Here is a 23,180-nt window from a genome sequence, read left to right as displayed (position 1 = left end):
GTGCATTGGGGATTTCCCGCCCCCTTGTGAAGAATTGTTGGCCGGCTCCGGAATGGCGGGGGCATGGCCTGCGCGTGTCAAACCCCGTCGCGTATCCACTGCGCCGCCTTCTCGGCAATCATCAGCGTGGGGGCATTGGTGTTGCCGCTGGTGATCAGCGGCATCACGCCGGCATCGACCACGCGCAGCCCGCGTATGCCGCGCACGCGCAGGTGCGAGTCCACCACGGCCATCGGGTCATCTGCACGGCCCATCTTGGTGGTGCCCACCGGGTGGAAGATGGTGGTGGCGATGTCGCCGGCCAGCCGGGCGAGGTCTTCGTCGGTCTGGAACTGGGCGCCGGGTTTGAATTCTTCCGGCTGGTATTTGGCCATCGCGCCCTGGCTGACGATCTTGCGCGTCACGCGAAGGGAGTCGGCCGCCACCTGCCGGTCTTCGGCCGTGCTCAGGTAGTTGGGTGCAATCGCCGGGGCGTCTTCAAAGCGGCCGCTCTTGATGTGGACGCTGCCGCGGCTGGTCGGGTTGAGGTTGCAGACGCTGGCGGTAAAGGCATTGAAGCTGTGCAGCGGCTCGCCGAAAGCCTCAAGCGACAGCGGCTGCACGTGGTACTCGATATTGGGATAGGGGCGGTCGGGCGAGCTGCGCGTGAAGGCGCCCAGCTGCGACGGCGCCATGCTCATGGGGCCGGTCTGGCGCAGCGCGTATTCCAGCCCGATACGGGCCTTGCCCCACCAGGAGTTGGCCATGGTGTTGAGCGACAGGCCCCAGCGCTTGCTGCCTTCGGGGGCCTGCACCTTGTAGACCGAGCGGATTTGCAGGTGGTCCTGCAGGTTGGCGCCGACGCCGGGCAGGTCCTGCAGCACGGGAATGCCGTGATGCTGCAGCAGCGCGCCCGGGCCTATGCCCGAGAGCTGCAGAATTTGCGGGGAGCCTATGCTGCCGGCGCAAAGAAGCACCTCGCTCATGTGTTCCGAGTCGCGCGTGGCCATCGCCGTCATGCGCTCCTGGCCGGTCCAGACTTCCACGCCGGTGCAGCGCTTGCCGCCGTCGGGCTGGGCCTCGATCACCAGCCTGGACACCTGGGCATGCGTCCACAGCTCGAAATTCGGCCGGCCCAGGCAGGCAGGCCGCAAGAAGGCCTTGGCGGTGTTCCAGCGCCAGCCCTTTTTCTGGTTGACTTCAAAGTAGCCCACGCCCTCGTTGTCGCCGCGGTTGAAGTCCGGCGTGTGCGGGATGCCGGCCTGGCTGGCCGCCTCGGCGAAGGCATCCAGGATGTCCCAGCGCAGGCGCTGTTTTTCGACGCGCCATTCGCCGCCCGCGTTGCGGTGGCGCAGTATCTTCTGGTAGGGGTTGCTTTTGTCCTGCATCAGCTCGGGCGCCACGCCGCGCGCGCCGTGCATGGCGTCAGCGCCCTTGTAGTGGTCTTCGTGCAGCTTGAAATGGGGCAGGGCGTTGTCCCAGCCCCAGGCGCTGTCGCCGGTCAGCTGCGCCCACTGGTCGTAGTCGCGTGCCTGGCCGCGCATGTAAATCATGCCGTTGATGCTGGAGCAGCCGCCCAGCGTCTTGCCGCGCGGGTAGCGCAGCGTCCGGCCATTGAGGCCGGCGTCCGGCTCGGTGTTGTAGAGCCAGTCGGTGCGTGGGTTGCCAATGCAATACAGGTAGCCCACCGGAATGTGGATCCAGTGGTAGTCATCCTTGCGGCCGGCCTCTATCATCAGCACGCGCTTGGAGGCGTCGGCACTCAGGCGGTTGGCCAGCAGGCAGCCGGCCGTGCCGGCGCCAATGATGATGTAGTCAAAAATGGGTGTCTCGTCTTGCATGTAGGCCTTGTCTCCCGGTTGTCGACGGCGCCTGGCCTGCGGGGCGGCATGGCCGCTACCGCCGGATCAGGGGGGCGCTTGGCGCATCTTGCCTGCGCCACCTAACGCGGGGCTGACCGGCGCACCAGCGTCTGATTGTGGCAAAACAAGGCGCGTCCGGGCGGCGGGGATTACCCGCTGGCGGCGGTGCTCGCACCGCCTGCCGCGCCACGGCCCGCCGTGAGCGCGCCGGCCACGCCCGGCCGGCCTGTAGGACCGAAACGACAGCCCGCTCGCCGGGCCTGCATTTTTCCATCGAGCAGTTACCATGACAATTTTGCGTTTGGCGCGTTGGCGGCCTTGCCGGCCGCGCCCGGCCTCATACATGCTCATGGAAGAATCCACGCCCCGCATCGAACAGCAGGACACCGCCGATGGCCGGGTGCTGCTCGTGCGGGGGGCCTGGACGGCGGCGGACCTCACCGGCCAGGCGGCCTGGGAGGCGCTGACGGCGCAGCTCCAGGGCCTGCGCGGCAAGGCGTCGGCCAGCCGCTGGAATCTGGAACCGCTTGAAAAATTCGATTACCTGGGCGCCCAGGTGCTGTGGAACCACTGGGGCCGCGCCTGGCCGGCCGAGGTGCAGATGGCGCCCAGCCAGCGGGCGGTGCTGGAAACCGTCGCCAAATTCACGTGCAGCCCGCCGAAAGCACGCAAACCCGACTGGACCGAGCCGCTCATCGTGCTGGGTCACCGCGTGTTCAGCCAGGCCGACCAGGCCAGAGGCATGCTGCGCCTGATCGGCCAGTTGCTGCTCGACATCATCCGCCTCATCAGGCATCCGCAGCAAGGGCCCTGGCGCGATCTCTCCGGCCACCTGTACCACATCGGTGCCACGGCGCTGCCCATTACCGCGCTGGTGGGCTTTCTGATCGGCGTGGTGCTGGCCTACCTGATTTCGCAGCAGTTGCGCCAATTCGGCGCCGATGCCTTCATCGTGAACATTCTGGGCATTTCGCTGATCCGCGAATTGGGCCCGGTGCTGGCGGCCATCCTGATTGCCGGGCGCAGCGGCTCGGCCATCACGGCACAGATTGGCGTGATGCGCGTCACCGAAGAGCTGGACGCCATGCGCGTCATGGGCATTGCGCGCGGCTTCCGGCTGGTCATGCCGCGCGCGCTGGCGCTGGCGCTGGTGATGCCGCTGATCAGCGTCTGGACCACCCTGGCCGCCCTGCTGGGCGGCATGCTGGCCGCCAACATCTCCATGGGGGTTTCGCCCTCGTTCTTCATCAACACGCTGCCCGCCGCGGTGGACGTGTCCAACCTGACCCTGGCCACCGGCAAGTCCGTCGTCTTTGGCCTGCTGATTGCGCTGGTCGGCTGCCACTACGGCCTGCGCGTCAAGCCCAATACCGAAAGCCTGGGGCAGGGCACCACGGCCTCGGTGGTCACCTCGATCACCGTCGTCATTTTGGTGGACGCGCTGTTTGCCGTGCTGTTCAAGAGTGTCGGAATATGAGTGACCCGGTGGTTGAAATCCGCAAGCTCTGGACCGTTTTCCAGAACGGCGACCGGAAATCGGTCGTGCACAAGGACCTTGACCTCACGGTGGCGCGCGGCGAGGTGCTGTCGCTGGTGGGCGGCTCGGGCACCGGCAAGACGGTGCTGCTGCGCCAGATCCTGGGGCTGGAACACCCCAGCCAGGGCGAGATCACCGTGCTGGGCAAACCGGCCGCCGAACTGGGCAAGCACGGCGCTGCCAGCCGGGTGGGCATGCTGTTCCAGCAGGGCGCGCTGTTCTCGGCTTTCACCGTGCTGGAGAACATTGCCTTTCCGCTGCGCGAGCTCAAAACCCTGCCGCATGCGCTGATCCGCGAGGCCGCCATGGTCAAGCTGCAGATGGTGGGTCTGGGGCCTGACGCGGCCGACAAGATGCCCAGCGATTTGTCGGGCGGCATGATCAAGCGGGTGGCGCTGGCGCGCGCGCTCATCATGGATCCGCCGCTGCTGCTGCTGGACGAACCCACGGCCGGGCTGGACCCGGAGAGCTCCGACAGCTTTTGTTCCCTGCTGCGTGCGCTGCACCGCGACATGGAACTGACGGTGGTGATGGTGACGCACGACCTCGACACGCTGTTTGAGCTCAGCACGCGCATTGCCGTGCTGGCCGAGCAGCGGGTCATCGTCAACGATGTGCCCAGGGAAGTGGTGGCCTTTCCGCACCCCTTCATCCACGAGTTTTTTTTGGGTGAAAGGGGGCAACGCGCGATGGAACTGCTGCGCGAGTACCCCTTCACCATATAGACGACGCTGAAAGGTTTTCAACATGGAAAACAAAGCCCATGCCCTGGCCGCCGGTGTATTTGTGCTGGTGGTGACGGCCCTGCTGGCGCTGCTGGCGGTCTGGCTGACGCGCGACAGCACCCAGCGCGACCTGTATGAAATGAGCACGGGCGAAACCATTTCCGGCCTGCAGCCGCAGGCCGCCGTGCGCTTTCGCGGCGTGCCGGTCGGCAAGGTCGAGCTCATAGGCTTTGACCGCAAGGTCAAGGGCAACGTGCTGATTCGCGTCTCCATAGACCGCGGCGCACCGGTCACCAAGTCGACGTTTGCCACGGTGGCCTCGCAGGGCGTGACGGGGCTGGGCTTCATCCAGCTCGATGACAACGACGGCTCGGCGGAACGGCTGGTGCCCAATGACAACGATCCGCCGCGCATACCGCTCAGGCCGGGCGGCATCGACAAACTGCTGCGGCAGAGCGAGATGATTCTGAACCATGTGGAGCAGGCCAGTGCCAGCCTGAACAAGCTGCTGACCGACGAGAACCTGCAGACGATCACCGCCGCCGTCACGCAGGTCGGTGAAGCGGCGGGCAGCGTCAACCGCGTGGCCAAGGGGCTGGAGCCCGCCGTGGCCAGCCTGCCGGCCCTGTCGCGTGACGCCAGCGCGACGCTGCGCTCCGTGAAAGCCGCCACCGACGAAGTCAACATCAGCGCACGCCGGCTGAATGAAAAAGGCGGGCCGCTCGACAAGCTCTCCGAAGGCGGCACGGCACTGACGGCCGGCGTGGAAACCTTCAGCGCAGCCACGCTGCCCAAGCTGGGCGTCGTGGCCGATGAAACGGCACGTGCCATGCGCCAGCTGCGGCGTACCGTCAGCACGATGGACGACAACCCCCAGGCGCTGATTTTTGGCAATGGCCGGCCGCCACCCGGCCCGGGCGAAGCCGGATTTTCCGCCACCGGAGCCAGCAAATGACGCCACGCCCTTTATTCAGTCATCCGTTTGCTATGAATTCAATAGCTTCTGGCGCTCGTCCATCAAGGGCGGGAGCTGTTTTTTATCTGGTATTGGCGATGCTGCTGCTCGGCGGCTGCTCGGGTCTGCCCGACAAGCCGACGCGCGCCAGCATGTACGACTTCGGGCCTGGCGTCCTGTCCACCCCGCCCACCTCGCTCGCGACAGGCCAGGCGCCGCTGCCGCCGCTGGCGATCGAGGACATCGTGACCTCCGGCGGTGCGCTGGACAATATGGCGCTGCTGTACCGCCTGGGCTACGCCGACGCGCAGCAGCTGCGCCCCTACGCGCAGGCGCGCTGGAGCATGCCGCCCGCGCAGCTCGTGCGCCAGCGCCTGCGCGAGCAGCTGGGCCAGCGCCGCGCCGTGTTCAACGCCGGCGAGGGCGTGGCCCTCAACCGCCGCCAGGGCGCGGTGCTGCCGCTGCTGTTGCGGCTGGACCTGGAGGAGTTCAGCCAGCTGTTCACCGCCCCCGACAGCAGCGTTGGATTGATTCGCCTGCGCGCCACGCTGGTGGAGGTCACGCCCGCCGGTGAAAAGCTGATCGCGCAACGCCAGGTGGTGGCGCAGCGGCCCGCGCCCACAGCCGATGCGCCCGGCGGCGTGCGCGCGCTGACAGCCGCCACCGACGCCGCCATTGAGGAGCTGGACCAGTGGCTGCAGCAGGCGGCGGTACGCTGAACCGCGCTTTCCGATGAAGGCATCGCCATGAAGACGCTAGAAGAACAACTGGAGGCGGCCGGTCTGCATGTGTTCGGTTGCTGCGAGCGGATCAGCGACTACGGTCCCGACCTGCTGCAAAACGCGCCGCTGCTGCAGGACTTCACGCCGGCCGAGGCCGACATTCTGGGCGCCTCCATGCGGCTGGTGCGTGCCGAGCCCGGCCAGGTGTTGATCCGCGAGGGCGATGCCGGCGACTGGATGCTGCTGCTGCTCAAGGGCACGGTGGACGTGACCAAGCGCATGCAGAGCGTCGCCGAGGCGAACGCACAGGCGCAGGACGATGGGCTGGCCAATGAGGCTCCCAGGGAGGTCGCGGTTTCGCGCGTCGCGGTGCTCAGGCGCGGCGCGGCGATGGGGGAAATGTCCATGCTGGACAGCGAGCCGCGCTACAGCAGCTGCATCGCCATCGAGGCGGTCGAGGCCGCGGCGCTGGGCCGGCATGAGATTGCCCTGCTGATTCGCGACCATCCCGGCGTGGGCGCCAAGCTGATGGTCAAAATCACCCAGCTGATGGCGCAGCGCCTGCGCAATGTCAGCAACCACCTGGTCAGGTTGCTTCGAAAAAGATAGCTGTTAACGCCCTGTATACAAGGGCTGGAGGCCGTTATTGGCCTTATCCCAGGGGGGCGGCACGCCTGGCGATCAGGCGTGCAGGATGGGAAACAGCTTGCCCAGGCCGTCGGCCATCACCTCCACGGCCAGCGCCGCCAGGATCAGGCCCATGAGCCGGGTCATGACATTGATGCCGGTCTTGCCGAGCACGCGGGCAATCGGCTCGGCCAGCGAGAAGCACAGCGCCGTCGCCAGGCCAACCACCACGCCGTAGCCCACCAGGGTGCCGAGCTGGACAATGGTTTTGGCTTTTTCCGCGTAAATCACCACCGTCGACATGGTGGCCGGGCCGGTGAGCAGCGGGATGGTCAGCGGCACCACCGCGATGCTGGCGCCCATGGCCGCCTTTTCCGCGCCGTCTTCCAGCTCCTTGGTCAGCGGTTTGGCTTCCGCGGGCTGGGCGTTGAGCATGTTCATGGAACTGATCAGCAGCAGCATGCCCCCGCCGACCTGGAAGCTGGCCAGCGAGATGTTGAAGAATTCCAGGATGCGCAGGCCGGCCAAGGCGCTGATGGCGATCACGACAAAGGCGCTGAACGCCGCGGTAATAATGGTGCGCTTGCGCTGGGGCCGCGAAAAGCCCTGCGTGTAGTGAATGAAAAACGGCACGATGGCCAGCGGATTCACGATGGCCAGCAGCGTGACCAGGGGTTTGAAATCCATCAGCGGCCTCCCGCCACATCAAGCAGCGCACCGGTGGTGTAGCTCGATTGCTCGCCCAGCAGCCAGACAATCGCCTCGGCCACCTCTTCGGCCGTGCCGGCGCGTTGCAGGGGCACTTGCGGTGCCAGCTCGCGCGCGCGATCAGGCAGGCCGCCCGAGGCGTGGATGTCGGTGTCTATGATGCCGGGCCGCACCGCGTTGACGCGTATGCCCTCGGCCGCCACTTCCTTGGACAGCCCCAGCGTGAAGGTATCGATGGCGCCCTTGGCGGCCGCGTAGTCCACATATTGGCCGGGTGAACCCAGCCGCGCCGCGGCGCTGGAGACATTGACGATGGCGCCGCCCGCGCCGCCGTAGCGCGTGCTCATGCGCCTGACGGCTTCGCGGGCGCACAAAAAGGAGCCGAACACATTGACCTCGAAGATGCGCTGCAGGCGCGCCTGGGTGATCGCATCGACGCGCGTGGTCTGGTCCACCACGCCGGCGTTGTTGACCAGTGCGCTCAGGCGGCCGAACCTGGCATCGATCTTTTCAAACATCGCCAGCACCTGCGCTTCACGGGCCACATCGGCCTGCACCGCCATGGCCTGGCCGCCCGCCTGGCGAATCTGCCGCACCACCTCATCGGCGGCCAGCGAGTTGGCCGCGTAGTTGACGGCCACCGCGTAGCCCTGCCGGGCGGCCAGCAGGGCCGTTGCCGCGCCAATGCCGCGCGAGCCACCCGTGATCAAAACAAGCTTGGACAAACCGGACCTCCTGCAAAAAATGCCAATCCCGGGTAAAAAGCGGAATTGAGGCAAATCAATGTACTGTAAAGAAAGACCCGCACCATGAACGTTTGCCACCGGAGGCTGCTGTGAGCAAGATTGTGGATTATTACTTCACGCCGCAAAGTCCCTGGACCTACCTCGGCCACGCACGTTTTGCCGAGATTGCCCGCCAGGCCAGCGCCACGGTGCGCGTGCTGCCCATAGACCTGGGCGGCAAGGTGTTTCCGATCTCGGGCGGGCTGCCGCTGGGCCAGCGCGCGCCGCAGCGCCAGGCCTATCGCCTGCTGGAACTGCGGCGCTATTCAGACTACCTCCGGGCGCCGCTGAACCCCAAGCCCAGATACTTTCCGGTGTCGGGCGACGACGCGTCGCGGCTGATCATTGCGGTGGACCTGCACGATGGCAGCGACGCCGCCATGCGCATGGGCGCGGCGATCTTCAAGGCCGTGTGGGCCGAGGAGCGCCATATTGCCAGTGAGAAGGTGCTGGCAGAACTGCTGGCCGAGTGCGGCTTGCCCGCTGCGCGGCTGGAGCAGTCCTACAGCCAGGCGGCGCAGGAACGCTACGAGGCCAACACCCAGCAGGCGATTGAGGCGGGCGTGTTTGGCGCACCCAGCTATGTGGTGGACGGCGAACTGTTCTGGGGGCAGGACAGGCTCGACTTTGTCGAGCGCAAACTGGCGGCGCGCGCCTGAGGGCCGGGCCTTACAGTCAAGGCTTACAGTCAAGGCCTTGCGCGGCACTTCGCGCCAGCCCTACCCGCTTTTTTTAAGCAAGCCACACAACCCACACCATCATTTCACAGGAGCTTGAACATCATGGGTCAATTCATCAATCTCAAGGCCGCCGACGGCTTCAGCGTGCCCGCTTACGTGGCGCAACCCGCCGGCAAAGCGCGCGGCGCGATTGTCGTGGTGCAGGAAATCTTCGGCGTCAACTCGCACATCCGCTCGGTTGCCGACGGCTACGCCGCCGCGGGCTACCTGGCCGTGGCGCCGGCCACGTTTGAACGCGTCAAACCCGGCGTGGAACTGGGCTACACCGAGGCCGACATGAACGCGGGCTTCGGCCTCAAGACGGCCGTCGAGGCGCTGCCCGCACCCGGTGTGATGCAGGACCTGCAGGCCGCCATCGACTACGCCGCCAGCGGCGGCAAGGTCGGCATCGTGGGCTATTGCTGGGGCGGCCTGCTGACCTGGCGCGCCGCCTGCAGCCTGAAGGGCCTCGCCGCCGCGGCGCCGTATTACGGCGGCGGCATGACGGCCGAGGCGGAAGCTGCGCGCCAGCCGCGGGTGCCGGTGCTGGCCCATTTTGGCGACCAGGACCACTGGATTCCGCTCGACACCGTGGAGGCTTTCAAAAAGGGCCAGCCCGGCGTGCAGGTGCATGTCTACAACGCCAACCACGGCTTTAACTGCGACCAGCGCGGCTCGTATAACGCGGCGGCGGCCAAACTGGCGCGCGAGCGCACGCTGGCGTTCTTCGGCCAGCATCTGGGCTGACACCGGCTGGCAGCCCGGAATGCAATGGTTTTGAGTCGCCAGTCCTTGTAGCACAGGCGTATAATGCTATTATTTCTATAGCAAATAGAGAGGCGGCACAAGCCGCCATCCGACCATGATCCAGCTCCATTACTACCCCAGCACAGCCGCCATGGCGCCCCATGTCCTGCTCCAAGAGATAGGCGTGCCGTTCCAGCTGGTGCTGGTGGATCGCAGCCAGGACGTGCACAAGACCCAGCAGTACCTCCAGCTCAACCCGAACGGGCTGATCCCGGCGCTCACCGACGGCGATCTGGTGCTCTACGAGTCGGCGGCGATCTGCCTGCACCTGTGCGACAGCTACCCCGAAGCCGCTCTGGCACCGGCGCTGGGCACCCCTGAGCGCGCGCATTTCTACAAATGGCTGATGTGGCTGACCAACACCCTGCAGGCCACGCTGATCATTTACTTCTACCCCGAGCGCTGGATGAACGCCAGCAACCCGGCCGGCGCTGCCGAGCTCAAGACCCATGCCGAAGGGCGGGTGCGCGTGCTGCTGGACCAGCTGGACAGGGAACTGGCACGCCATGGCGGCCCGTGGCTGCTCGGGGACGCCTACACGGCGCTGGACGCCTACGCCATGATGCTGTGCCGCTGGACCCGCAACTTTGGCCAGCCCGCCCGGACCCGGCCGCAGCTCGGGCCCTATTTGCAGCGCGTGCTGGCGCGCCCGGCGGTGATCAGGACTTTTGCCGCCGAAGGGCTGGCCCAACCCTGGGTTTGAAAGGACTTAGCGGCTGGTTCGCGCCAGATAGCGTTTGCGCCAGAACACGGCCACGACCACCACCACCAGCAGCACCATGAAGCCGAAGGTCCACCAGAATCCGGCGGCGGTATGGATGATGGGCAGGAACTCGAAGTTCATGCCGAAAAATCCGGTGATCAGGTTCAGCGGCAGGAACACGGCGGTGAGTGCCGTCAGCGTGCGCATGATGTCGTTGGTGCGGTTGCTTTGCGCCGAAAAATGCATCTGCACGGCGGTTTCGGCGCTTTGCTCCATGCGCCGCACATGGTGCACCACGCGCTCGATGTGTTCCAGCACGTCGCGCGAGCGCACCTTGAGCAGTTCGCGTTCGCGCTGGGTGCCGGGGGACTCGGCGTCGGGCCAGGTCTCCAGCGAGTCGATCCAGTCCTGCAGTGCCGAGCGCTGGTCTTCGCAAATTTCGTCGAGCTGGTGCATGGCCAGCCGGGCATCGAGCACCGAACTCCAGTTGGCAAAGCGCGTGCCGGGTCTGAGCAGTTCGTGCTGCCAGTGGTCGAGCTGGCGCGTGAGCTCGCGCCGCAGTTCCAGGTAGCCGTCCACCATGAGGTTGACGATGCGCAGCATCAGGTCGGCCGGGCTGGCCGGCAGCTTGACGCCGCTGGCGCGCGATTCGGTGCTGGTGGCGTTGAGCAGCCTGGCGGCATAGGCATCGCGCACGTTGCAGTCGGTGGGGTGCACGGTCAGCAGCACCTGGTCAAACACGGCGAAACCCACGGGGCTGGTGTCAATGCGCCTGAGCACCGGGGGGCCGCCGCGCTTGGGGCGCTGGTGCAGCGGCTCGCCGGGCTGGGCGAGGTCGGTTTCGGTGTTGCCGGCGGCCAGGCGGCGGAACACCAGCGTGTCGTACTGTGAGGTGTAGTCGTAATGCGAGGGCAACTGGTTGTTCAGCAGGTCGGCCACGTGCAGGTCCACCAGCTGGGTGCCGCACAGCAGCTGCAGGGTGGCCTGGATTTGGGCCTGCAGCACCTCGAACTCGCGCCGTGCGCAGGCCATCCAGACAAAGCCCTGCGCCGGCAGCTGGGTGGGCAGGACATCGGTTTCGCTGACGCCCTGGCTGCCGGCGGTGATGGTGAAAACACGCATAAAAGCTCAAACCCCTGCGTTGAAGTGCAAAATCGGCTTCTAGCGCTTATTTTACGGGCGCATCCAGCTACTTTTTTGATAGTAAATCGGGGCCTGTGAAGCCCTTGGCTCTTCAGCCCTGGCGCAGTTTTCTGGCCGCGTCGATGGCGAAGTAGGTCAGCACGCCGTCGGCGCCGGCCCGCTTGAAGGCCAGCAGGCTTTCCAGCATCACGGCGTCATGGTCCAGCCATCCGTTCTGGGCGGCGGCCTTGAGCATGGCGTATTCGCCGCTGACCTGGTAGGCAAAGGTCGGCACCTGGAATTCATCCTTCACGCGGCGCACCACGTCCAGGTAGGGCATGCCGGGCTTGACCATCACCATGTCGGCGCCTTCGGCAATGTCCATCGCCACTTCGCGCAGAGCCTCGTCGCTGTTGCCCGGGTCCATCTGGTAGACCTTTTTGTTGCTCTTGCCGAGGTTGGCGGCGGAGCCCACCGCGTCGCGGAAAGGGCCATAAAACGCACTCGCGTACTTGGCGCTGTAGGCCATGATGCGGGTATGGATGAGGCTCTGGCTTTCCAGCGCCTGGCGGATGGCGCCGATACGGCCATCCATCATGTCGCTGGGCGCCACGATGTCCACGCCGGCTTCGGCCTGTGTGATGGCCTGACCGGTCAGGATTTCAACGGTTTCATCATTCAGGATGTAGCCCGTTTCATCCAGCATGCCGTCCTGGCCGTGGCTGGTGTAGGGGTCCAGCGCCACATCGGTCATCACGCCGAGATCCGGGAATTCTTTTTTGAGGCCTTGCACCACGCGTGGGATCAGTCCCTCGGGGTTCAGCGCTTCCTTGCCGTCCGGGGTTTTGAGCGACGCGTCAATCACGGGGAACAGGGCCATCACCGGGATGCCCAGCTTCACGCATTCCTCGGCCACCGGCAGCAGCAAGTCCAGGCTCAGGCGCTCCACGCCGGGCATGGACGCCACGGCCTCGCGGCGGTTCTGGCCTTCGTGCACGAACACCGGGTAGATCAGGTCGTGGGCAGTGAGTGCATGCTCACGGACCAGGTTGCGCGTGAAGCTGTCGCGGCGCAGGCGCCGGGGACGGCCCATGGGGAAGGGGGCGAAGTTGGAGGCGTGCAATGTCATGGGCAAATTGTGCCAAAGCTTTGCGTGGATGACGCGAAGTAAATGGCGCAGGCGTCAATACCGTTCAGTTAAGCCGTTCGTCCTGAAGGTTGGCTCGCATGCCAACAGGGCTTGCCGTCATTCCGCGAAGGCGGGAATCCACAGCGGCCTGATCACTCAATCGATAGTTGTTTAACGACCACTGGACTGCCTGTTCGTTGGGGTGATGATTTTATGAGTTATTGACGACTTTTGGCAAAACATCAAAGGCTGATGTCATCCGATGGCTGTAATTTAAAGGGTTTACGGCTTTAATGAATGGTGGTCTTGTGACTTTTTACACGTAACAGTTGGCGCTCAAGGGGGGCTTGGCTATGGCAACCCTAGTAAAATTGAATCTGTTAAACAATGTAAAAAGAGTGCTTGGGTGTTTAAAAAGCGGGGAATTACGCTATGCGCATGCGAGTGCGCATGGTAGCCGAGGACGAAAAATACGCGATCGCCGAATCGTCGAAAATCGGCGATAAGGGCAACTGGTATGTTGTCTACACCCAGCCCAAGCGCGAGCAGGTAGCCGTTGCCAATCTTGAGCAGCAGGGCTTTGAGGCCTATCTTCCCCGGTACAAAACCTTCAAAAAGTCGTCTGCCGGGGCGCTTTCGGCGTTTGAGCCCATGTTTCCCCGCTATGTGTTTTTCAGGCCGGGTCACGTCGGGCAGTCCATTTCGGGCGCCCGCTCAACGCGCGGTGTGTCCTTCGTCCTGTCATTTGGGCTTCATCCTGCTCTGTTAAAACCAGAGCAGCTTCTGGCCATCCAGGCCTGCGAGGCCGAGCGTAACCGGGCGGATCTCGGCGAGATCAGTCCCTTTCTGCCCGGGCAACAGGTGCGCTTGCGCCACTGCGGTTTGTGCGGTCTCGAAGGCTTGGTCAAGTCGGTCTCTGCCAAGCGGGTGACCTTGCTGCTGCAACTGCTGGGTGGGCAGAAAACGTTGCAGGTAGAACACCACCAGCTTGAGTTGGCCTAGCCAGCGACGGGTGGGGTGAAGGTTTTGAAGGTGTTTAGAGCCGAAAAGGCGCCAAACACTGCGGTAGCCTGCCCGTTTCAATATTTTCCTGTCAAAAATAGGTTGTTACTCTTGTGTTTTTATCCAGAGCTTTTTCAATGACGGTAATGGCATCCCCCTGGTTTTCACGGCTTGGCCTCGTGCTGGCCTGCAGTATTTTGACCGCCTGCGCCTATGCGCCGGGCATCACCATGAGCAGCGCCGGTGGCGGCGAGGCGGCTTCAGGCAGTGGCGTTCCATTGCCGCAATGGCTGCGCGCCTATGAACCCGTGCCTGATGGGCAGGGCGGCTATGCGGCCGGCGGCAAGCCGGCAACCGGCGTGCTGTTCCCCATCACGCCAGACCTCATCCGCATGCAGCGCGCACAACTGGCAACCGAGGTCGGACTAGAGGTCAAGCGACTTTTTGGTGTGCCCAAGCCTTACACCATCGGGCCAGGTGATGTGCTCAATATTGTTGTTTGGGATCATCCGGAACTAACCCTGGCAGCGGCGGCCTCCAATTCCACGACCGACGCTGCCAGCCTCTCCAGTGTTGGCAATGGATACAACGTCAGCACAGACGGCTTCGTTCAATTTCCCTACGCCGGAAATATCAAGCTCGCCGGCTTGACGGAGTCCCAAGCCTGCGAAGCACTGGTTACCAAACTCGGTAAGTACATTAAAAATCCGCAAATGACGTTGCGTGTTCAAGCCTATCGCAGTGGGCGGGTGTATGTGGAGGGTGAGGTTCGACAGCCAGGCGTTCAATCGGTGAACGACATTCCGCTGACCCTGCCTGAGGCGATTGGCCGGGCGGGGGGCTTTTCCGAAACGGCAGACCGGTCAACAGTGAGCATTACCCGAGCAGGCAGTACCACCCAGGTCAATTTCCCGCAATTGGCCAAGCTGGGTGTCAATCCGAGCAGCATTTTGCTGGCAGGTGGCGATATGGTGCGGGTGCTCAGCCGTGACGAATCCAAGGTTTTTGTGCTTGGAGAGGTGTTTAAACCGACCGCCATGCCGCTGCGCAATGGCCAGCTTACGCTCAGCGAAGCACTCGGTGAGTCCGGAGGCGTCAGTCAACTTTCAGGCGATCCTCGCCAGATCTTTGTGCTGCGCAATGGTGCGGCGGGCAATGCAGAGGTTTATCACCTCGATGCCCGCACGCCTGCCGCCTATGCCCTGGCTGAAGGTTTTGACCTCAAGGCCCGGGACGTGGTGTTTGTTGATCCTACGTCATTGGTCCGCTTCAACCGCGTGCTCAGTCTGCTGTTGCCTAGCGCGCAGACTGCCAACGCCACCAGTGGCATCGGCAAGTGATGCCGTCGCAGCCCCACAAAGCTTTTTCATGAAGCACATCCTGACGCTGTGCATCGGCAATATCTGCCGCAGCCCCATCGCCGAAGCCTTGCTGAAGCAGCAATTCCCCGAAAAAACCATCTGGTCCGCCGGGCTGGGCGCGCTGGTGGGCAACCCGGCCGACCCCCTGTCCATTGAAGTCGCCGCGGCGCATGGGGTGGACTTGTCGGCCCACCGCGCCCAGCAACTGGTCGGCTGGATGTGCCAGACCGCCGAGCTGATTCTGGTCATGGAGCAAAGCCACAAAGCCGAAGTCGAGCAACAGTACCCCCTGGTGCGCGGCAAGGTCTTCCGCCTCGGCGAGCTCGGCAAGTTCGATATTGCCGATCCTTACCGCCAGCCCCGGGACGCCTTTGAAACCGCTTACGCCGCTATCGCCCAAGGCGTGGCCGACTGGGCCCCGCGCATCCGGCAACTGGGCTGACACCGCCCCCATTCAAGAAAAGTAACCCGCGAATGAACGCCCCACAACCCAATCTTTCGACCTTACAGATGTCCCCACCCGACGAGGGCGACGAGATCAACCTGCTCGAACTGCTCGACGTCGTGCTCGACAGCCGCTGGCTGATTGCCGGCGTGACCGCGGTGGCCCTTGCCCTTGGCGTGGCCTATGCGCTGTTAAGCACTCCCATTTACGAAGCCAACACGCTGATCCAGGTCGAAGACAGCAAAGCCGGCGGCATGGGCGGCATGCTGGGTGACATGGGCAGCATGTTTGACATCAAGTCGCCCGCCACCGCAGAGATCGAGATTTTACGTTCGCGCCTGGTGGTCGGCCAGGCGGTTGCTAACCTCCAGCTCGATATGGAGGTCAAACCCAAATACCTGCCCCTCGTTGGCCGCTGGCTGGCTAGTCGCGCCACAGAGCCCTCCAGCCCCGGTTTTCTGGGCATGGGCGGCTATGTGAGCGGCACCGAAGCGCTGCAAGTGGCTTATCTGAAAGTGCCGCCAGCCCTGGAAGGCAAGCGTTATACCGTCGCGTTGACCGCCCAGGGCTTCGAACTGCGCTCGCCCGAAGGCGACAGCTTGGGCAAAGGTAGCCTTGGCCAGCCGCTGCGCTTCCAGCACGAGGGGCAGTCCGGCGAGTTGCTGGTGGCCAGCGCGCTGGGCAAACCGGGTGCTGAGTTTTATCTCACACGCTTCTCCCGCCTGGGCGTTACCGAGATGCTGCAAAAGGACATGAACATTGCCGAACAGGGCAAACAGTCCGGCGTGATCAGCACCAGCCTGCAAGGGGCAGACCCGGCACGCATCGCGAAGGTACTCAATGAAGTCGGCACCCTGTATGTGCGCCAGAACGTCGAACGCAAGGCCGCCGAGGCCGAAAAATCCATCAACTTCCTCGACACTCAGCTACCGCAGCTGCGCAAGGAGCTGGAAGCGTCAGAAAACAAGTTCAACCAGTTCCGCAACCAAAACGGCACCTTTGACCTCGGAACCGAGGCCAAGGTGATACTCGACCAGGGGATCAAGCTTCAAACCAGCCTGATTGAACTCCAGCAAAAGCGCAAGGAGCTCGAAGCCCGCTTTACCGCCCAGCACCCGAGCATCCAGACCATCGACGCCCAGATCAACAGCATCAATCGCGAACTCGGCGCCATGAGCGGCAAGGTCAAGACCTTCCCCAATGTGGAGCAAGATCTGCTGCGCCTGACGCGCGACGTCAAGGTCAACAACGAGCTTTACACCAACCTGCTCAACAGCTTTCAACAACTGCGCCTGGTCAAGGAAGGCAAGGTCGGCAATGTGCGCATTGTTGACGTGGCCGCCGTGCCCGAGCGTCCCGTCAAGCCCCAGAGCGCCCAAGTGGTGGCGTTAGCCGCCGTGCTGGGCCTGTTGGCCGGCCTGGCTCTCGCGTTCCTGCGCAACAGCCTGCGCCCCGGCATCAAGGACCCGACCGACATCGAGCAACACGCCGGCCTGCATGTGTTTGCCACCGTGCCGCATTCCGATGCGCAGGTGCGGCAGGCCAAAGCCATCAAGGTCAAAACCCCCGGCACCCACGTGCTGGCCGTGATCGACCCGCAAGACCCAGTGGTGGAAAGCCTGCGCAGCCTGCGTACCGCCCTGCAGTTCGCCATGCTGGAAGCCAGCAACAACATCGTGCTGATTACCGGCCCCACGCCCGGCATTGGCAAGTCGTTCACCAGCGTCAACTTTGCCGCCGTGCTGGGCGCGGCCAACAAGAAAATACTGCTAATCGATGCCGACCTGCGCAAAGGCCACCTCAACCAGTACTTTGGCCAGGGCCGCGAGCGTGGCCTGAGCGAAGTGGTGAGTGGCAGCGTCCCGCTGGCCGACGCGCTGCGTCACAACGTTGCCCCCAACGTGGACTTTCTGGCCACCGGCACCCTGCCGCCCAACCCGGCCGAGCTGTTGATGACCCCTGCGACGCAAGCCCTGTTGAAGCAGTTGGCCGGCCAGTATGACCTGGTCATCATCGACACCCCACCCGTGCTGGCCGCGTCAGATACCGCCATCCTGGCGCCGCTGGCCGGCGCCGTGTTCATGGTGGCGCGGGCGGAGGTCACCAGTCTGGGCGAGTTGCAGGAATCCGCCAAGCGCTTGTCGCACAGTGGCGTGCAGACCCGCGGCGTGATCTTCAACGACCTCAATACCACCAAGCGCCGTTACGGCTATGGCATGGGCTACAAGTACGGCAAATACCGCTACACCAATTACCAGTACTGAGACGAGGCCCCGTTACCATGCTCCAGACTTCCACCGCCGCCGCCGTACCGCAGCACATCGCCGTCATTATGGATGGGAACCGCCGCTGGGCCAGCCAGCGCGGCCTGCCCAAGGCCATCGGTCACGCCAGCGGCGCCAAGCGCGTGCGCAGTCTGGTGGAAGCCTGTTCGGCACGCGGCGTGCGCTGGCTCACACTGTTTGCCTTTAGCACCGAAAACTGGAAACGACCGGCCGACGAAGTTTCAAGCCTGATGGGCCTGTTCCTGATCTACCTGCAAAAAGAAGCCAGCGACATGCACAAGAAAGGCGTGCGCCTGAAGGTCATGGGCGACCGCAGCGCATTTGAGCCCCGGTTACAAAAGCTGATGGACAACGTCGAGGCCATGACGGCCCACAACACTCAAATCACCCTGACGATTGCCGCCAACTATGGGGGGCGCTGGGACATGCTGCAAGCCATGCAGGCCTGGCACGCCAGCAACCCCGGTGCACCCGCCAGCGCGCTGACCGAAGACGCCCTGCGCCCGCACCTGAGCCTGGCCGGCGCGCCCGACCCCGACCTGCTCATTCGTACCGGCGGCGAATCGCGCATCAGCAACTTCATGCTGTGGCAGAGCGCCTATACCGAGCTGTATTTCACCCCCACCCTGTGGCCCGACTTTAGCCCCGAGTCGCTCGATCAGGCCCTGGCCTGGTACGTCCAGCGCGACCGCCGCTTTGGCGGGGCCGAAGCTACGCCAAAACCCTTGATTAGCCAGCTTGCCGTGGGCTAGGCAGTTTCGCTTGTGCTTTAGTGCCGCCACTTTGTCGACAAAAATAGTCACGCCCATGAAAACAGGCACTGACTACGTCGGCTCGACAGGCGTTAGCAACCCGGTTTTATACCAGACCTTGACTTCGCAACGGGCGTCATTGCGAGCGAAACGCGGCAGTCCATGTCCTCGCCAACCAGCCATCCTGGCCGAGCTGCACCCGTCCATTGGAATTGGACCGCATCAAACTGCACAGTGATGCCTGATAAACATCTCATAAAAGCCCAATAGTCCATGGCCTTAAAAGTCCTCACAGTCTTCGGCACCCGCCCCGAAGCCATCAAAATGGCCCCGCTTGCCTTGGCCTTGGCGGCTGACGCTCGGTTTGAGTCAGCCATCTGCGTTACCGGCCAGCACCGCGAGATGCTCGACCAGGTGCTTGACCTGTTCGCGATCCATCCCACGTTTGACCTCAACATCATGAAGCCGGGGCAAGACCTGACCGACGTCAGCACCGCCATTCTGCAGGGCATGAAGGGCGTGTTTGCGCGGTTTAAACCCGATGTGGTGCTGGTCCACGGCGACACCGCCACCACCTTCGCTGCCAGCCTTGCCGCCTATTACCAGCAAATCCCCGTGGCGCACGTAGAAGCCGGGTTGCGCACGGGCAACATATATTCGCCATGGCCCGAGGAAGGCAATCGCAAGCTCACCGCCATGCTGGCCGCCAAACACTTTGCACCCACAGAAACCTCTCAAGCCAACCTGCTTGCCGAGGGAATTGCCCGCGACAAAATCATCGTCACCGGCAATACGGTCATTGATGCCCTACTAGACGTAGTGGCCCGCCTAAATGACGACTCAGCGCTGCGCGCCAAAGCTGCCGCACCCAGCGCTTTCCTTGACCCCCAGCGCAAACTGATACTTGTCACCGGCCACCGGCGCGAGAGTTTTGGCGGTGGTTTTGAGCGCATTTGCCAAGCATTGACGCAGGTTGCGCAACAGCACCCGGATGTGGATATCGTTTACCCCGTCCACTTCAACCCCAATGTGCGCGAGCCAGTCAACCGCTTGTTAAGTCAAACAAGCAACATTCACCTCATCGAGCCGCTGGACTATTTGCCGTTTGTGTACCTAATGAGTCGTGCATACATCATCCTCACCGACTCTGGTGGCATTCAGGAAGAAGCTCCATCCTTGGGTAAACCTGTGCTGGTTATGCGCGACACCACTGAACGCCCAGAAGCGGTCGCAGCAGGCACCGTCAAACTGGTAGGCACCGACACGGCCAATATGGTTCGCGAGTTAAACCAGCTGCTTACTGATGATGACGCCTACCGCAGCATGAGCCATGCCCACAACCCCTACGGAGACGGTAAAGCCTGTCAGCGCATTCTCGATTCTCTGCTCGCAGTCAACTAAAAATAGTCTTGGGATTTACCAACATGTCATTCGAAACCATTTCCGTTGTCGGTCTCGGCTACATTGGACTGCCTACCGCAGCCATGTTTGCCTCCCGTAAAAAGCAAGTCATTGGCGTTGATGTCAACCAAAAAGCGGTTGACACCATCAACCGTGGCGAAATCCATATCGTTGAGCCAGATCTGGACATGGTCGTACACGCGGCAGTTGTAGGTGGTTACCTGCGGGCCACCACCATTGCCGAGCCAGCGGATGCATTTTTGATTGCAGTCCCCACCCCCTTTAAGGGCGACAACCATGAGCCTGACCTCAGTTACATAGAATCCGCCTGCCAGACCATTGCCCCGGTGCTGAAGAAGGGTGACTTGGTCATTCTTGAGTCGACTTCCCCGGTGGGCGCCACCGAAAAGATGTCTGGGTGGCTGGCGGTTGCCCGCCCGGACCTGACTTTTCCTCAAACCCATGGCGAAAAATCTGATGTGCGAGTAGCCCACTGCCCCGAGCGCGTGTTGCCTGGCCATGTATTGCGTGAGCTGGTGCAAAACGACCGTGTCATTGGTGGCATGACCCCTAAGTGCTCTGCTGCCGCCACTGACTTGTACAAACTCTTTGTGGCCGGCGAGTGCTTTATCACCAACGCCCGCACAGCAGAAATGTGCAAATTGACCGAGAACAGCTTTCGCGACGTCAACATCGCTTTTGCCAACGAGCTGTCGATGATTTGCGACAAGCTGGACATCAACGTTTGGGAGCTCATTAAACTGGCTAACCGCCACCCACGCGTAAAGATATTACAACCCGGCCCTGGCGTGGGTGGTCACTGCATTGCCATAGACCCCTGGTTTATTGTGGATGCAGCCCCAGAACACGCCAAATTGATTCGTCAAGCCCGCGAGGTAAACGACCACAAGCCCCATTGGGTGGTTGAGCGAGTGAAGGCTGTGGCAGACCGATACAAAAACCCGGTCATTGCCTGCCTGGGGCTTGCCTTCAAGGCCAATATTGACGACCTGCGCGAAAGTCCGGCTGTGGAAATTGTCCAAGAACTCGCAAAACTGAGAGACGCAAGGCTCTTGCTGGTGGAGCCCAATATCAGCCAGCTACCAAAGGGCCTGACGGATACGGGTGAACTATGTGATTTGAATAATGCGATCGAGCAGGCGGATATCGTGATTGTGTTGGTTGATCATAAGCAATTTGCGTTGATTGAACGATCCGCAGTTCTGGCTAAAGTTGTGATTGATACACGTGGAGTGTTATGTTAGCCAAACTCCTAAAATATTTGTCGCATTTTAATTAGTATTTAAAGGAAATAAAAATGGTAGATTTTTTTCACAGAATTCCGGCGTCAAATCTTGTAGATTCAAGAGCTGAACTTCTCATCAAATTAGTGGATGGAAAGTCTGTACTGCACGTTGGCTGTGTAGATTCCGGTCTGACAGCCTCACGAGTGGAAAAGGGTGCATTGCTGCACGGTCAGCTTGCGAAAAAGGCGACTCGTCTATGCGGAATAGATGTGGATGAAGCGGGTATAAAGCTACTGCGGGGTTACGGCTTTGAAAATTTATATGCCGTAGCACCTGATCAAAATAGCCCAACTACTGAGCGCTTTGATGTTGTACTAGCTGGCGAAGTCCTAGAACATGTTTCCAATCCAGGTGAATTTCTGACTAAATACACGAATAATATAGGAGACAAAGGTAAACTAATACTAACAGTGCCTAATGCATTCTGCTTCACAACTATCTTTAGGCTATTTTCTGGTATTGAGACTGTTCATGAGGATCACGTCGCTTACTACTCATTTTCTACACTGAAAAGGCTATTTAGTCGTTATGACTTACAGATTGATCAATTATTTTTTTATTCTGAAATAGATCGTTTAACTGGTTGGAAAAGAGTTCTTAAAAATATTTTTCACAAAGTCTTGCGTCTATTTCCTCAGTTCGGAGAGGGGTTGGTAGTCGTTGCTAGTAAATCAAGGTGATAAATTTTCTTTGAAGCACTTTGATTTTATGTTGAAAAAACTAATTGCTACTGCAACTATCTCCGGTACATCGCAAATTTTTTTTTCGTTAGGTTCTGCATATTTGGCACAGCACCTTCCAGCTAGCGAATCAGTTGCATTTATACAGATTGAATCGTATTTTCAAGTAGCAAGTTCAATTGCCTTTATAGGGTTGACGTTAGAGTTGTATCGGCTATCAGCTGAAAATAAAGTTAAAAGTGATAATTTTGAACAAAGTCGGGGTTTGTTATTAATAATCTCTTTCGTCCTGATCTTAATTGGAGTGTTACTGTATTTCATTGCTGAAAACAAAAACTACGCCCTAGCAATGTTTGCAGCAAGCTTTTCCGGAATTTCATTGGAATCGGCGTTATATGGACAGGCAATGCCAACGCTAGCTGCAGGAATGAGTGCACTAAAATCCAGCGTGCCAATATTGTTTGTATATATATCAAATGCTCTAGATTTAAAGATAGGTTCGGCTGTTGTTTTTTTAGCAGGCATTGCATCTATATATTTAATAAGCTATTTTATCTGTTGTTCATATTTGGATATAGCTGCAGCGCCTAAAGCCTGGCGATTGTCCGGTAAAAAATATTTCACCCTCGTTGCCTCGGGCATGGGTCCTGTATCTAACGCAATGCAGCGAAGCGCACCTGTAGCAATATTTTCTACATTCGGAAATATTGAACAAACGATGCAACTTTTTACTTACTTTAAACTTCTCAATTTATATTGGGGTGGTCTCCGTGTAATTTCTCAAGTATATACACGGAAATTTCTAAGCCAGGAATTCGCAGGAAAAGCAACGTTAGTGATTTCGATTTCAACAATAGTTGCATGCTTTTTATTTTACTTATTTCCAGTAAGAAATAATCTTCCAATCAAGATGACGGACTGGCTTTGGATTGCTTTGTTCTTCACATGTATTGCAACATCTCTCGGCATTGGTTTTAATATAAGACTTTTGCTGGCGAGGCAAGATAGAGTTTATTTTCTAATAAATTTCTTTGGACTCGTATTGGTTTCGATTCTTAGTTATATATTTGTAGAAATTAAACAAGAAAACCTTGTTAAGCTTCTGTTGTCTCTCGGCGCTATTGAGTTAGCAATATCATTCTTACTATACCGAAAAAGCGGCATAGTGACTAAGCAGTTGGCGTTGTCGCCCTGAGCAGGCAGGTGCTCGGCGGTGCCCGATGCAATCGCCCAAAGTGAGGGCTACGCCGTCTCGCAGCAAAAGAGAAAGCTGATTGAGCAGGGCTTTGGCTGGGCCAAAACGGTGGGCCGGATGCGGCAGGTCATGGTGCGCGGGCTTGAGCGGGTCGATCAGATGTTTGTGCTGACAATTGCCGCGTACAACTTGACGCGTATGCGCACCTTGGGACAAATCCGTCTGTAGGCGTAGTGAGGGGCGAAAACGGCGGCAGGAGCGCTTTAAACCGACAGCAAAAACTCAAAAAAGCACTGGCATCTCAAAATATGAAAAAGAACCGCAAAAATAAACCGCTTCAAGTCAGCTGCTGCGCTAGCGCAGTGAGCATTT

22 protein-coding genes and 1 pseudogene are annotated in these 23,180 nt (G+C 60.8%); 18 read left to right on the top strand and 5 right to left on the bottom strand.

All coding sequences use genetic code 11. The annotated features are described in order from the left end of the window. Positions 1 to 77: 77 nt before the first annotated feature. Positions 78 to 1,820 (bottom strand): GMC family oxidoreductase, encoded by a 1,743-nt coding sequence (locus PJE01S_RS20605; RefSeq protein WP_068835530.1) that lies wholly within the window; start codon positions 1,818 to 1,820, stop codon positions 78 to 80. Positions 1,821 to 2,190: 370 nt separating this feature from the next. Here PJE01S_RS20605 and PJE01S_RS20600 point away from each other — a divergent pair, with 370 nt between their 5' ends. From PJE01S_RS20600 to PJE01S_RS20580, 5 genes are all read left to right on the top strand, one after another. Further along, a complete protein-coding gene (locus PJE01S_RS20600) occupies positions 2,191 to 3,318 on the top strand; it encodes an MlaE family ABC transporter permease (protein WP_068835534.1) in 1,128 nt (375 codons plus the stop codon). Continuing rightward, positions 3,315 to 4,103: an ABC transporter ATP-binding protein gene (locus PJE01S_RS20595; RefSeq protein ID WP_068835529.1), complete on the top strand. Its 789-nt coding sequence runs from the start codon at positions 3,315 to 3,317 to the stop codon at positions 4,101 to 4,103. The genes PJE01S_RS20600 and PJE01S_RS20595 overlap by 4 nt, the downstream gene beginning before the upstream one ends. Before the next feature lie 22 nt (positions 4,104 to 4,125). Further along, on the top strand, positions 4,126 to 5,058 hold the full coding sequence (locus tag PJE01S_RS20590) for an MlaD family protein (protein WP_068835528.1): 933 nt from the start codon (positions 4,126 to 4,128) through the stop codon (positions 5,056 to 5,058). Positions 5,059 to 5,156: 98 nt separating this feature from the next. Then, a complete protein-coding gene (locus tag PJE01S_RS20585) occupies positions 5,157 to 5,777 on the top strand; it encodes an ABC-type transport auxiliary lipoprotein family protein (protein ID WP_339374686.1) in 621 nt (206 codons plus the stop codon). Between the two features lie 27 nt (positions 5,778 to 5,804). Continuing rightward, positions 5,805 to 6,389, top strand: coding sequence for a Crp/Fnr family transcriptional regulator (locus PJE01S_RS20580; protein WP_068835526.1), 585 nt, complete (start codon positions 5,805 to 5,807; stop codon positions 6,387 to 6,389). 72 nt (positions 6,390 to 6,461) lie between these two features. On the opposite strand, the gene PJE01S_RS20575 is transcribed toward PJE01S_RS20580, so the two are convergent. Then, on the bottom strand, positions 6,462 to 7,094 hold the full coding sequence (locus PJE01S_RS20575) for a MarC family protein (RefSeq protein WP_068835525.1): 633 nt from the start codon (positions 7,092 to 7,094) through the stop codon (positions 6,462 to 6,464). Further along, a complete protein-coding gene (locus PJE01S_RS20570) occupies positions 7,094 to 7,840 on the bottom strand; it encodes an SDR family oxidoreductase (protein ID WP_068835524.1) in 747 nt (248 codons plus the stop codon). Before PJE01S_RS20570 ends, PJE01S_RS20575 begins: the two co-directional genes overlap by 1 nt. Before the next feature lie 110 nt (positions 7,841 to 7,950). Between PJE01S_RS20570 and PJE01S_RS20565 the strand changes: the two genes are divergently transcribed. From PJE01S_RS20565 to PJE01S_RS20555, 3 genes are all read left to right on the top strand, one after another. Continuing rightward, positions 7,951 to 8,559 carry a 2-hydroxychromene-2-carboxylate isomerase gene (locus PJE01S_RS20565; protein WP_068835523.1) on the top strand — a complete coding sequence of 203 codons (609 nt, stop codon included), beginning with the start codon at positions 7,951 to 7,953 and terminating at the stop codon, positions 8,557 to 8,559. Between the two features lie 123 nt (positions 8,560 to 8,682). Continuing rightward, on the top strand, positions 8,683 to 9,366 hold the full coding sequence (locus PJE01S_RS20560) for a dienelactone hydrolase family protein (RefSeq protein ID WP_068835533.1): 684 nt from the start codon (positions 8,683 to 8,685) through the stop codon (positions 9,364 to 9,366). 115 nt (positions 9,367 to 9,481) lie between these two features. Further along, positions 9,482 to 10,129: a glutathione S-transferase family protein gene (locus PJE01S_RS20555; protein WP_068835522.1), complete on the top strand. Its 648-nt coding sequence runs from the start codon at positions 9,482 to 9,484 to the stop codon at positions 10,127 to 10,129. 6 nt (positions 10,130 to 10,135) lie between these two features. Here PJE01S_RS20555 and PJE01S_RS20550 read toward each other — a convergent pair whose 3' ends face one another. Both PJE01S_RS20550 and hemB read right to left on the bottom strand, forming a co-directional pair. Beyond that, entirely contained in the window at positions 10,136 to 11,251 is a 1,116-nt protein-coding gene (locus PJE01S_RS20550; protein ID WP_068835521.1) for a magnesium transporter CorA family protein, read from the bottom strand. A gap of 112 nt (positions 11,252 to 11,363) precedes the next feature. Further along, complete coding sequence (gene hemB, locus PJE01S_RS20545; protein WP_068835520.1) at positions 11,364 to 12,380, bottom strand: porphobilinogen synthase; 1,017 nt, start codon at positions 12,378 to 12,380, stop codon at positions 11,364 to 11,366. A 450-nt stretch (positions 12,381 to 12,830) separates the two neighbouring features. On the opposite strand from hemB, the gene PJE01S_RS20540 reads away from it, so the two are divergent. From PJE01S_RS20540 to PJE01S_RS24750, 10 genes and pseudogenes are all read left to right on the top strand, one after another. Then, a complete protein-coding gene (locus PJE01S_RS20540) occupies positions 12,831 to 13,382 on the top strand; it encodes a transcription termination/antitermination NusG family protein (protein WP_084389664.1) in 552 nt (183 codons plus the stop codon). A gap of 137 nt (positions 13,383 to 13,519) precedes the next feature. Next, positions 13,520 to 14,722 (top strand): polysaccharide biosynthesis/export family protein, encoded by a 1,203-nt coding sequence (locus PJE01S_RS20535; protein WP_245660895.1) that lies wholly within the window; start codon positions 13,520 to 13,522, stop codon positions 14,720 to 14,722. Positions 14,723 to 14,750: 28 nt separating this feature from the next. Then, a complete protein-coding gene (locus PJE01S_RS20530; RefSeq protein ID WP_068835518.1) occupies positions 14,751 to 15,185 on the top strand; it encodes a low molecular weight protein-tyrosine-phosphatase in 435 nt (144 codons plus the stop codon). A 68-nt stretch (positions 15,186 to 15,253) separates the two neighbouring features. Next, the gene (locus PJE01S_RS20525; RefSeq protein ID WP_245660893.1) at positions 15,254 to 17,452 is read left to right on the top strand and encodes a polysaccharide biosynthesis tyrosine autokinase; all 2,199 of its coding nucleotides are present in this window, start codon (positions 15,254 to 15,256) and stop codon (positions 17,450 to 17,452) included. Positions 17,453 to 17,469: 17 nt separating this feature from the next. Further along, the gene (gene uppS, locus PJE01S_RS20520) at positions 17,470 to 18,225 is read left to right on the top strand and encodes a polyprenyl diphosphate synthase (RefSeq protein ID WP_068835516.1); all 756 of its coding nucleotides are present in this window, start codon (positions 17,470 to 17,472) and stop codon (positions 18,223 to 18,225) included. Positions 18,226 to 18,498: 273 nt separating this feature from the next. Continuing rightward, on the top strand, positions 18,499 to 19,626 hold the full coding sequence (gene wecB, locus PJE01S_RS20515; RefSeq protein WP_068835515.1) for a non-hydrolyzing UDP-N-acetylglucosamine 2-epimerase: 1,128 nt from the start codon (positions 18,499 to 18,501) through the stop codon (positions 19,624 to 19,626). A gap of 23 nt (positions 19,627 to 19,649) precedes the next feature. Further along, on the top strand, positions 19,650 to 20,891 hold the full coding sequence (gene wecC, locus PJE01S_RS20510) for a UDP-N-acetyl-D-mannosamine dehydrogenase (protein ID WP_068835514.1): 1,242 nt from the start codon (positions 19,650 to 19,652) through the stop codon (positions 20,889 to 20,891). Positions 20,892 to 20,944: 53 nt separating this feature from the next. Beyond that, on the top strand, positions 20,945 to 21,613 hold the full coding sequence (locus PJE01S_RS24755) for a class I SAM-dependent methyltransferase (RefSeq protein ID WP_084389663.1): 669 nt from the start codon (positions 20,945 to 20,947) through the stop codon (positions 21,611 to 21,613). Positions 21,614 to 21,641: 28 nt separating this feature from the next. Continuing rightward, positions 21,642 to 22,808, top strand: coding sequence for a hypothetical protein (locus PJE01S_RS25340; RefSeq protein WP_157090418.1), 1,167 nt, complete (start codon positions 21,642 to 21,644; stop codon positions 22,806 to 22,808). Next, positions 22,809 to 23,036 (top strand): annotated as a pseudogene (locus tag PJE01S_RS24750) (transposase); the annotation flags it as partial. Positions 23,037 to 23,180 lie beyond the last annotated feature (144 nt).

Origin of the sequence: Polaromonas jejuensis NBRC 106434, from assembly GCF_001598235.1 — a bacterium.
GTDB lineage: Bacteria > Pseudomonadota > Gammaproteobacteria > Burkholderiales > Burkholderiaceae_C > Polaromonas > Polaromonas jejuensis.
This window is presented reverse-complemented; position numbering and strand designations above follow the sequence as displayed.

Excerpts from the sequence above, each read along its gene's own strand:
- PJE01S_RS20605 (WP_068835530.1), bottom strand. The coding sequence starts at position 1,820 with ATGCAAGACGAGACACCCATTTTTGACTACATCATCATTGGCGCCGGC.
- PJE01S_RS20600 (WP_068835534.1), top strand. The coding sequence starts at position 2,191 with ATGGAAGAATCCACGCCCCGCATCGAACAGCAGGACACCGCCGATGGC.
- PJE01S_RS20595 (WP_068835529.1), top strand. The coding sequence starts at position 3,315 with ATGAGTGACCCGGTGGTTGAAATCCGCAAGCTCTGGACCGTTTTCCAG.
- PJE01S_RS20590 (WP_068835528.1), top strand. The coding sequence starts at position 4,126 with ATGGAAAACAAAGCCCATGCCCTGGCCGCCGGTGTATTTGTGCTGGTG.
- PJE01S_RS20585 (WP_339374686.1), top strand. The coding sequence starts at position 5,157 with ATGCTGCTGCTCGGCGGCTGCTCGGGTCTGCCCGACAAGCCGACGCGC.
- PJE01S_RS20580 (WP_068835526.1), top strand. The coding sequence starts at position 5,805 with ATGAAGACGCTAGAAGAACAACTGGAGGCGGCCGGTCTGCATGTGTTC.
- PJE01S_RS20575 (WP_068835525.1), bottom strand. The coding sequence starts at position 7,094 with ATGGATTTCAAACCCCTGGTCACGCTGCTGGCCATCGTGAATCCGCTG.
- PJE01S_RS20560 (WP_068835533.1), top strand. The coding sequence starts at position 8,683 with ATGGGTCAATTCATCAATCTCAAGGCCGCCGACGGCTTCAGCGTGCCC.
- PJE01S_RS20555 (WP_068835522.1), top strand. The coding sequence starts at position 9,482 with ATGATCCAGCTCCATTACTACCCCAGCACAGCCGCCATGGCGCCCCAT.
- PJE01S_RS20550 (WP_068835521.1), bottom strand. The coding sequence starts at position 11,251 with ATGCGTGTTTTCACCATCACCGCCGGCAGCCAGGGCGTCAGCGAAACC.
- hemB (WP_068835520.1), bottom strand. The coding sequence starts at position 12,380 with ATGACATTGCACGCCTCCAACTTCGCCCCCTTCCCCATGGGCCGTCCC.
- PJE01S_RS20540 (WP_084389664.1), top strand. The coding sequence starts at position 12,831 with ATGGTAGCCGAGGACGAAAAATACGCGATCGCCGAATCGTCGAAAATC.
- PJE01S_RS20535 (WP_245660895.1), top strand. The coding sequence starts at position 13,520 with ATGACGGTAATGGCATCCCCCTGGTTTTCACGGCTTGGCCTCGTGCTG.
- PJE01S_RS20530 (WP_068835518.1), top strand. The coding sequence starts at position 14,751 with ATGAAGCACATCCTGACGCTGTGCATCGGCAATATCTGCCGCAGCCCC.
- PJE01S_RS20525 (WP_245660893.1), top strand. The coding sequence starts at position 15,254 with ATGTCCCCACCCGACGAGGGCGACGAGATCAACCTGCTCGAACTGCTC.
- uppS (WP_068835516.1), top strand. The coding sequence starts at position 17,470 with ATGCTCCAGACTTCCACCGCCGCCGCCGTACCGCAGCACATCGCCGTC.
- wecB (WP_068835515.1), top strand. The coding sequence starts at position 18,499 with ATGGCCTTAAAAGTCCTCACAGTCTTCGGCACCCGCCCCGAAGCCATC.
- wecC (WP_068835514.1), top strand. The coding sequence starts at position 19,650 with ATGTCATTCGAAACCATTTCCGTTGTCGGTCTCGGCTACATTGGACTG.
- PJE01S_RS24755 (WP_084389663.1), top strand. The coding sequence starts at position 20,945 with ATGGTAGATTTTTTTCACAGAATTCCGGCGTCAAATCTTGTAGATTCA.
- PJE01S_RS25340 (WP_157090418.1), top strand. The coding sequence starts at position 21,642 with ATGTTGAAAAAACTAATTGCTACTGCAACTATCTCCGGTACATCGCAA.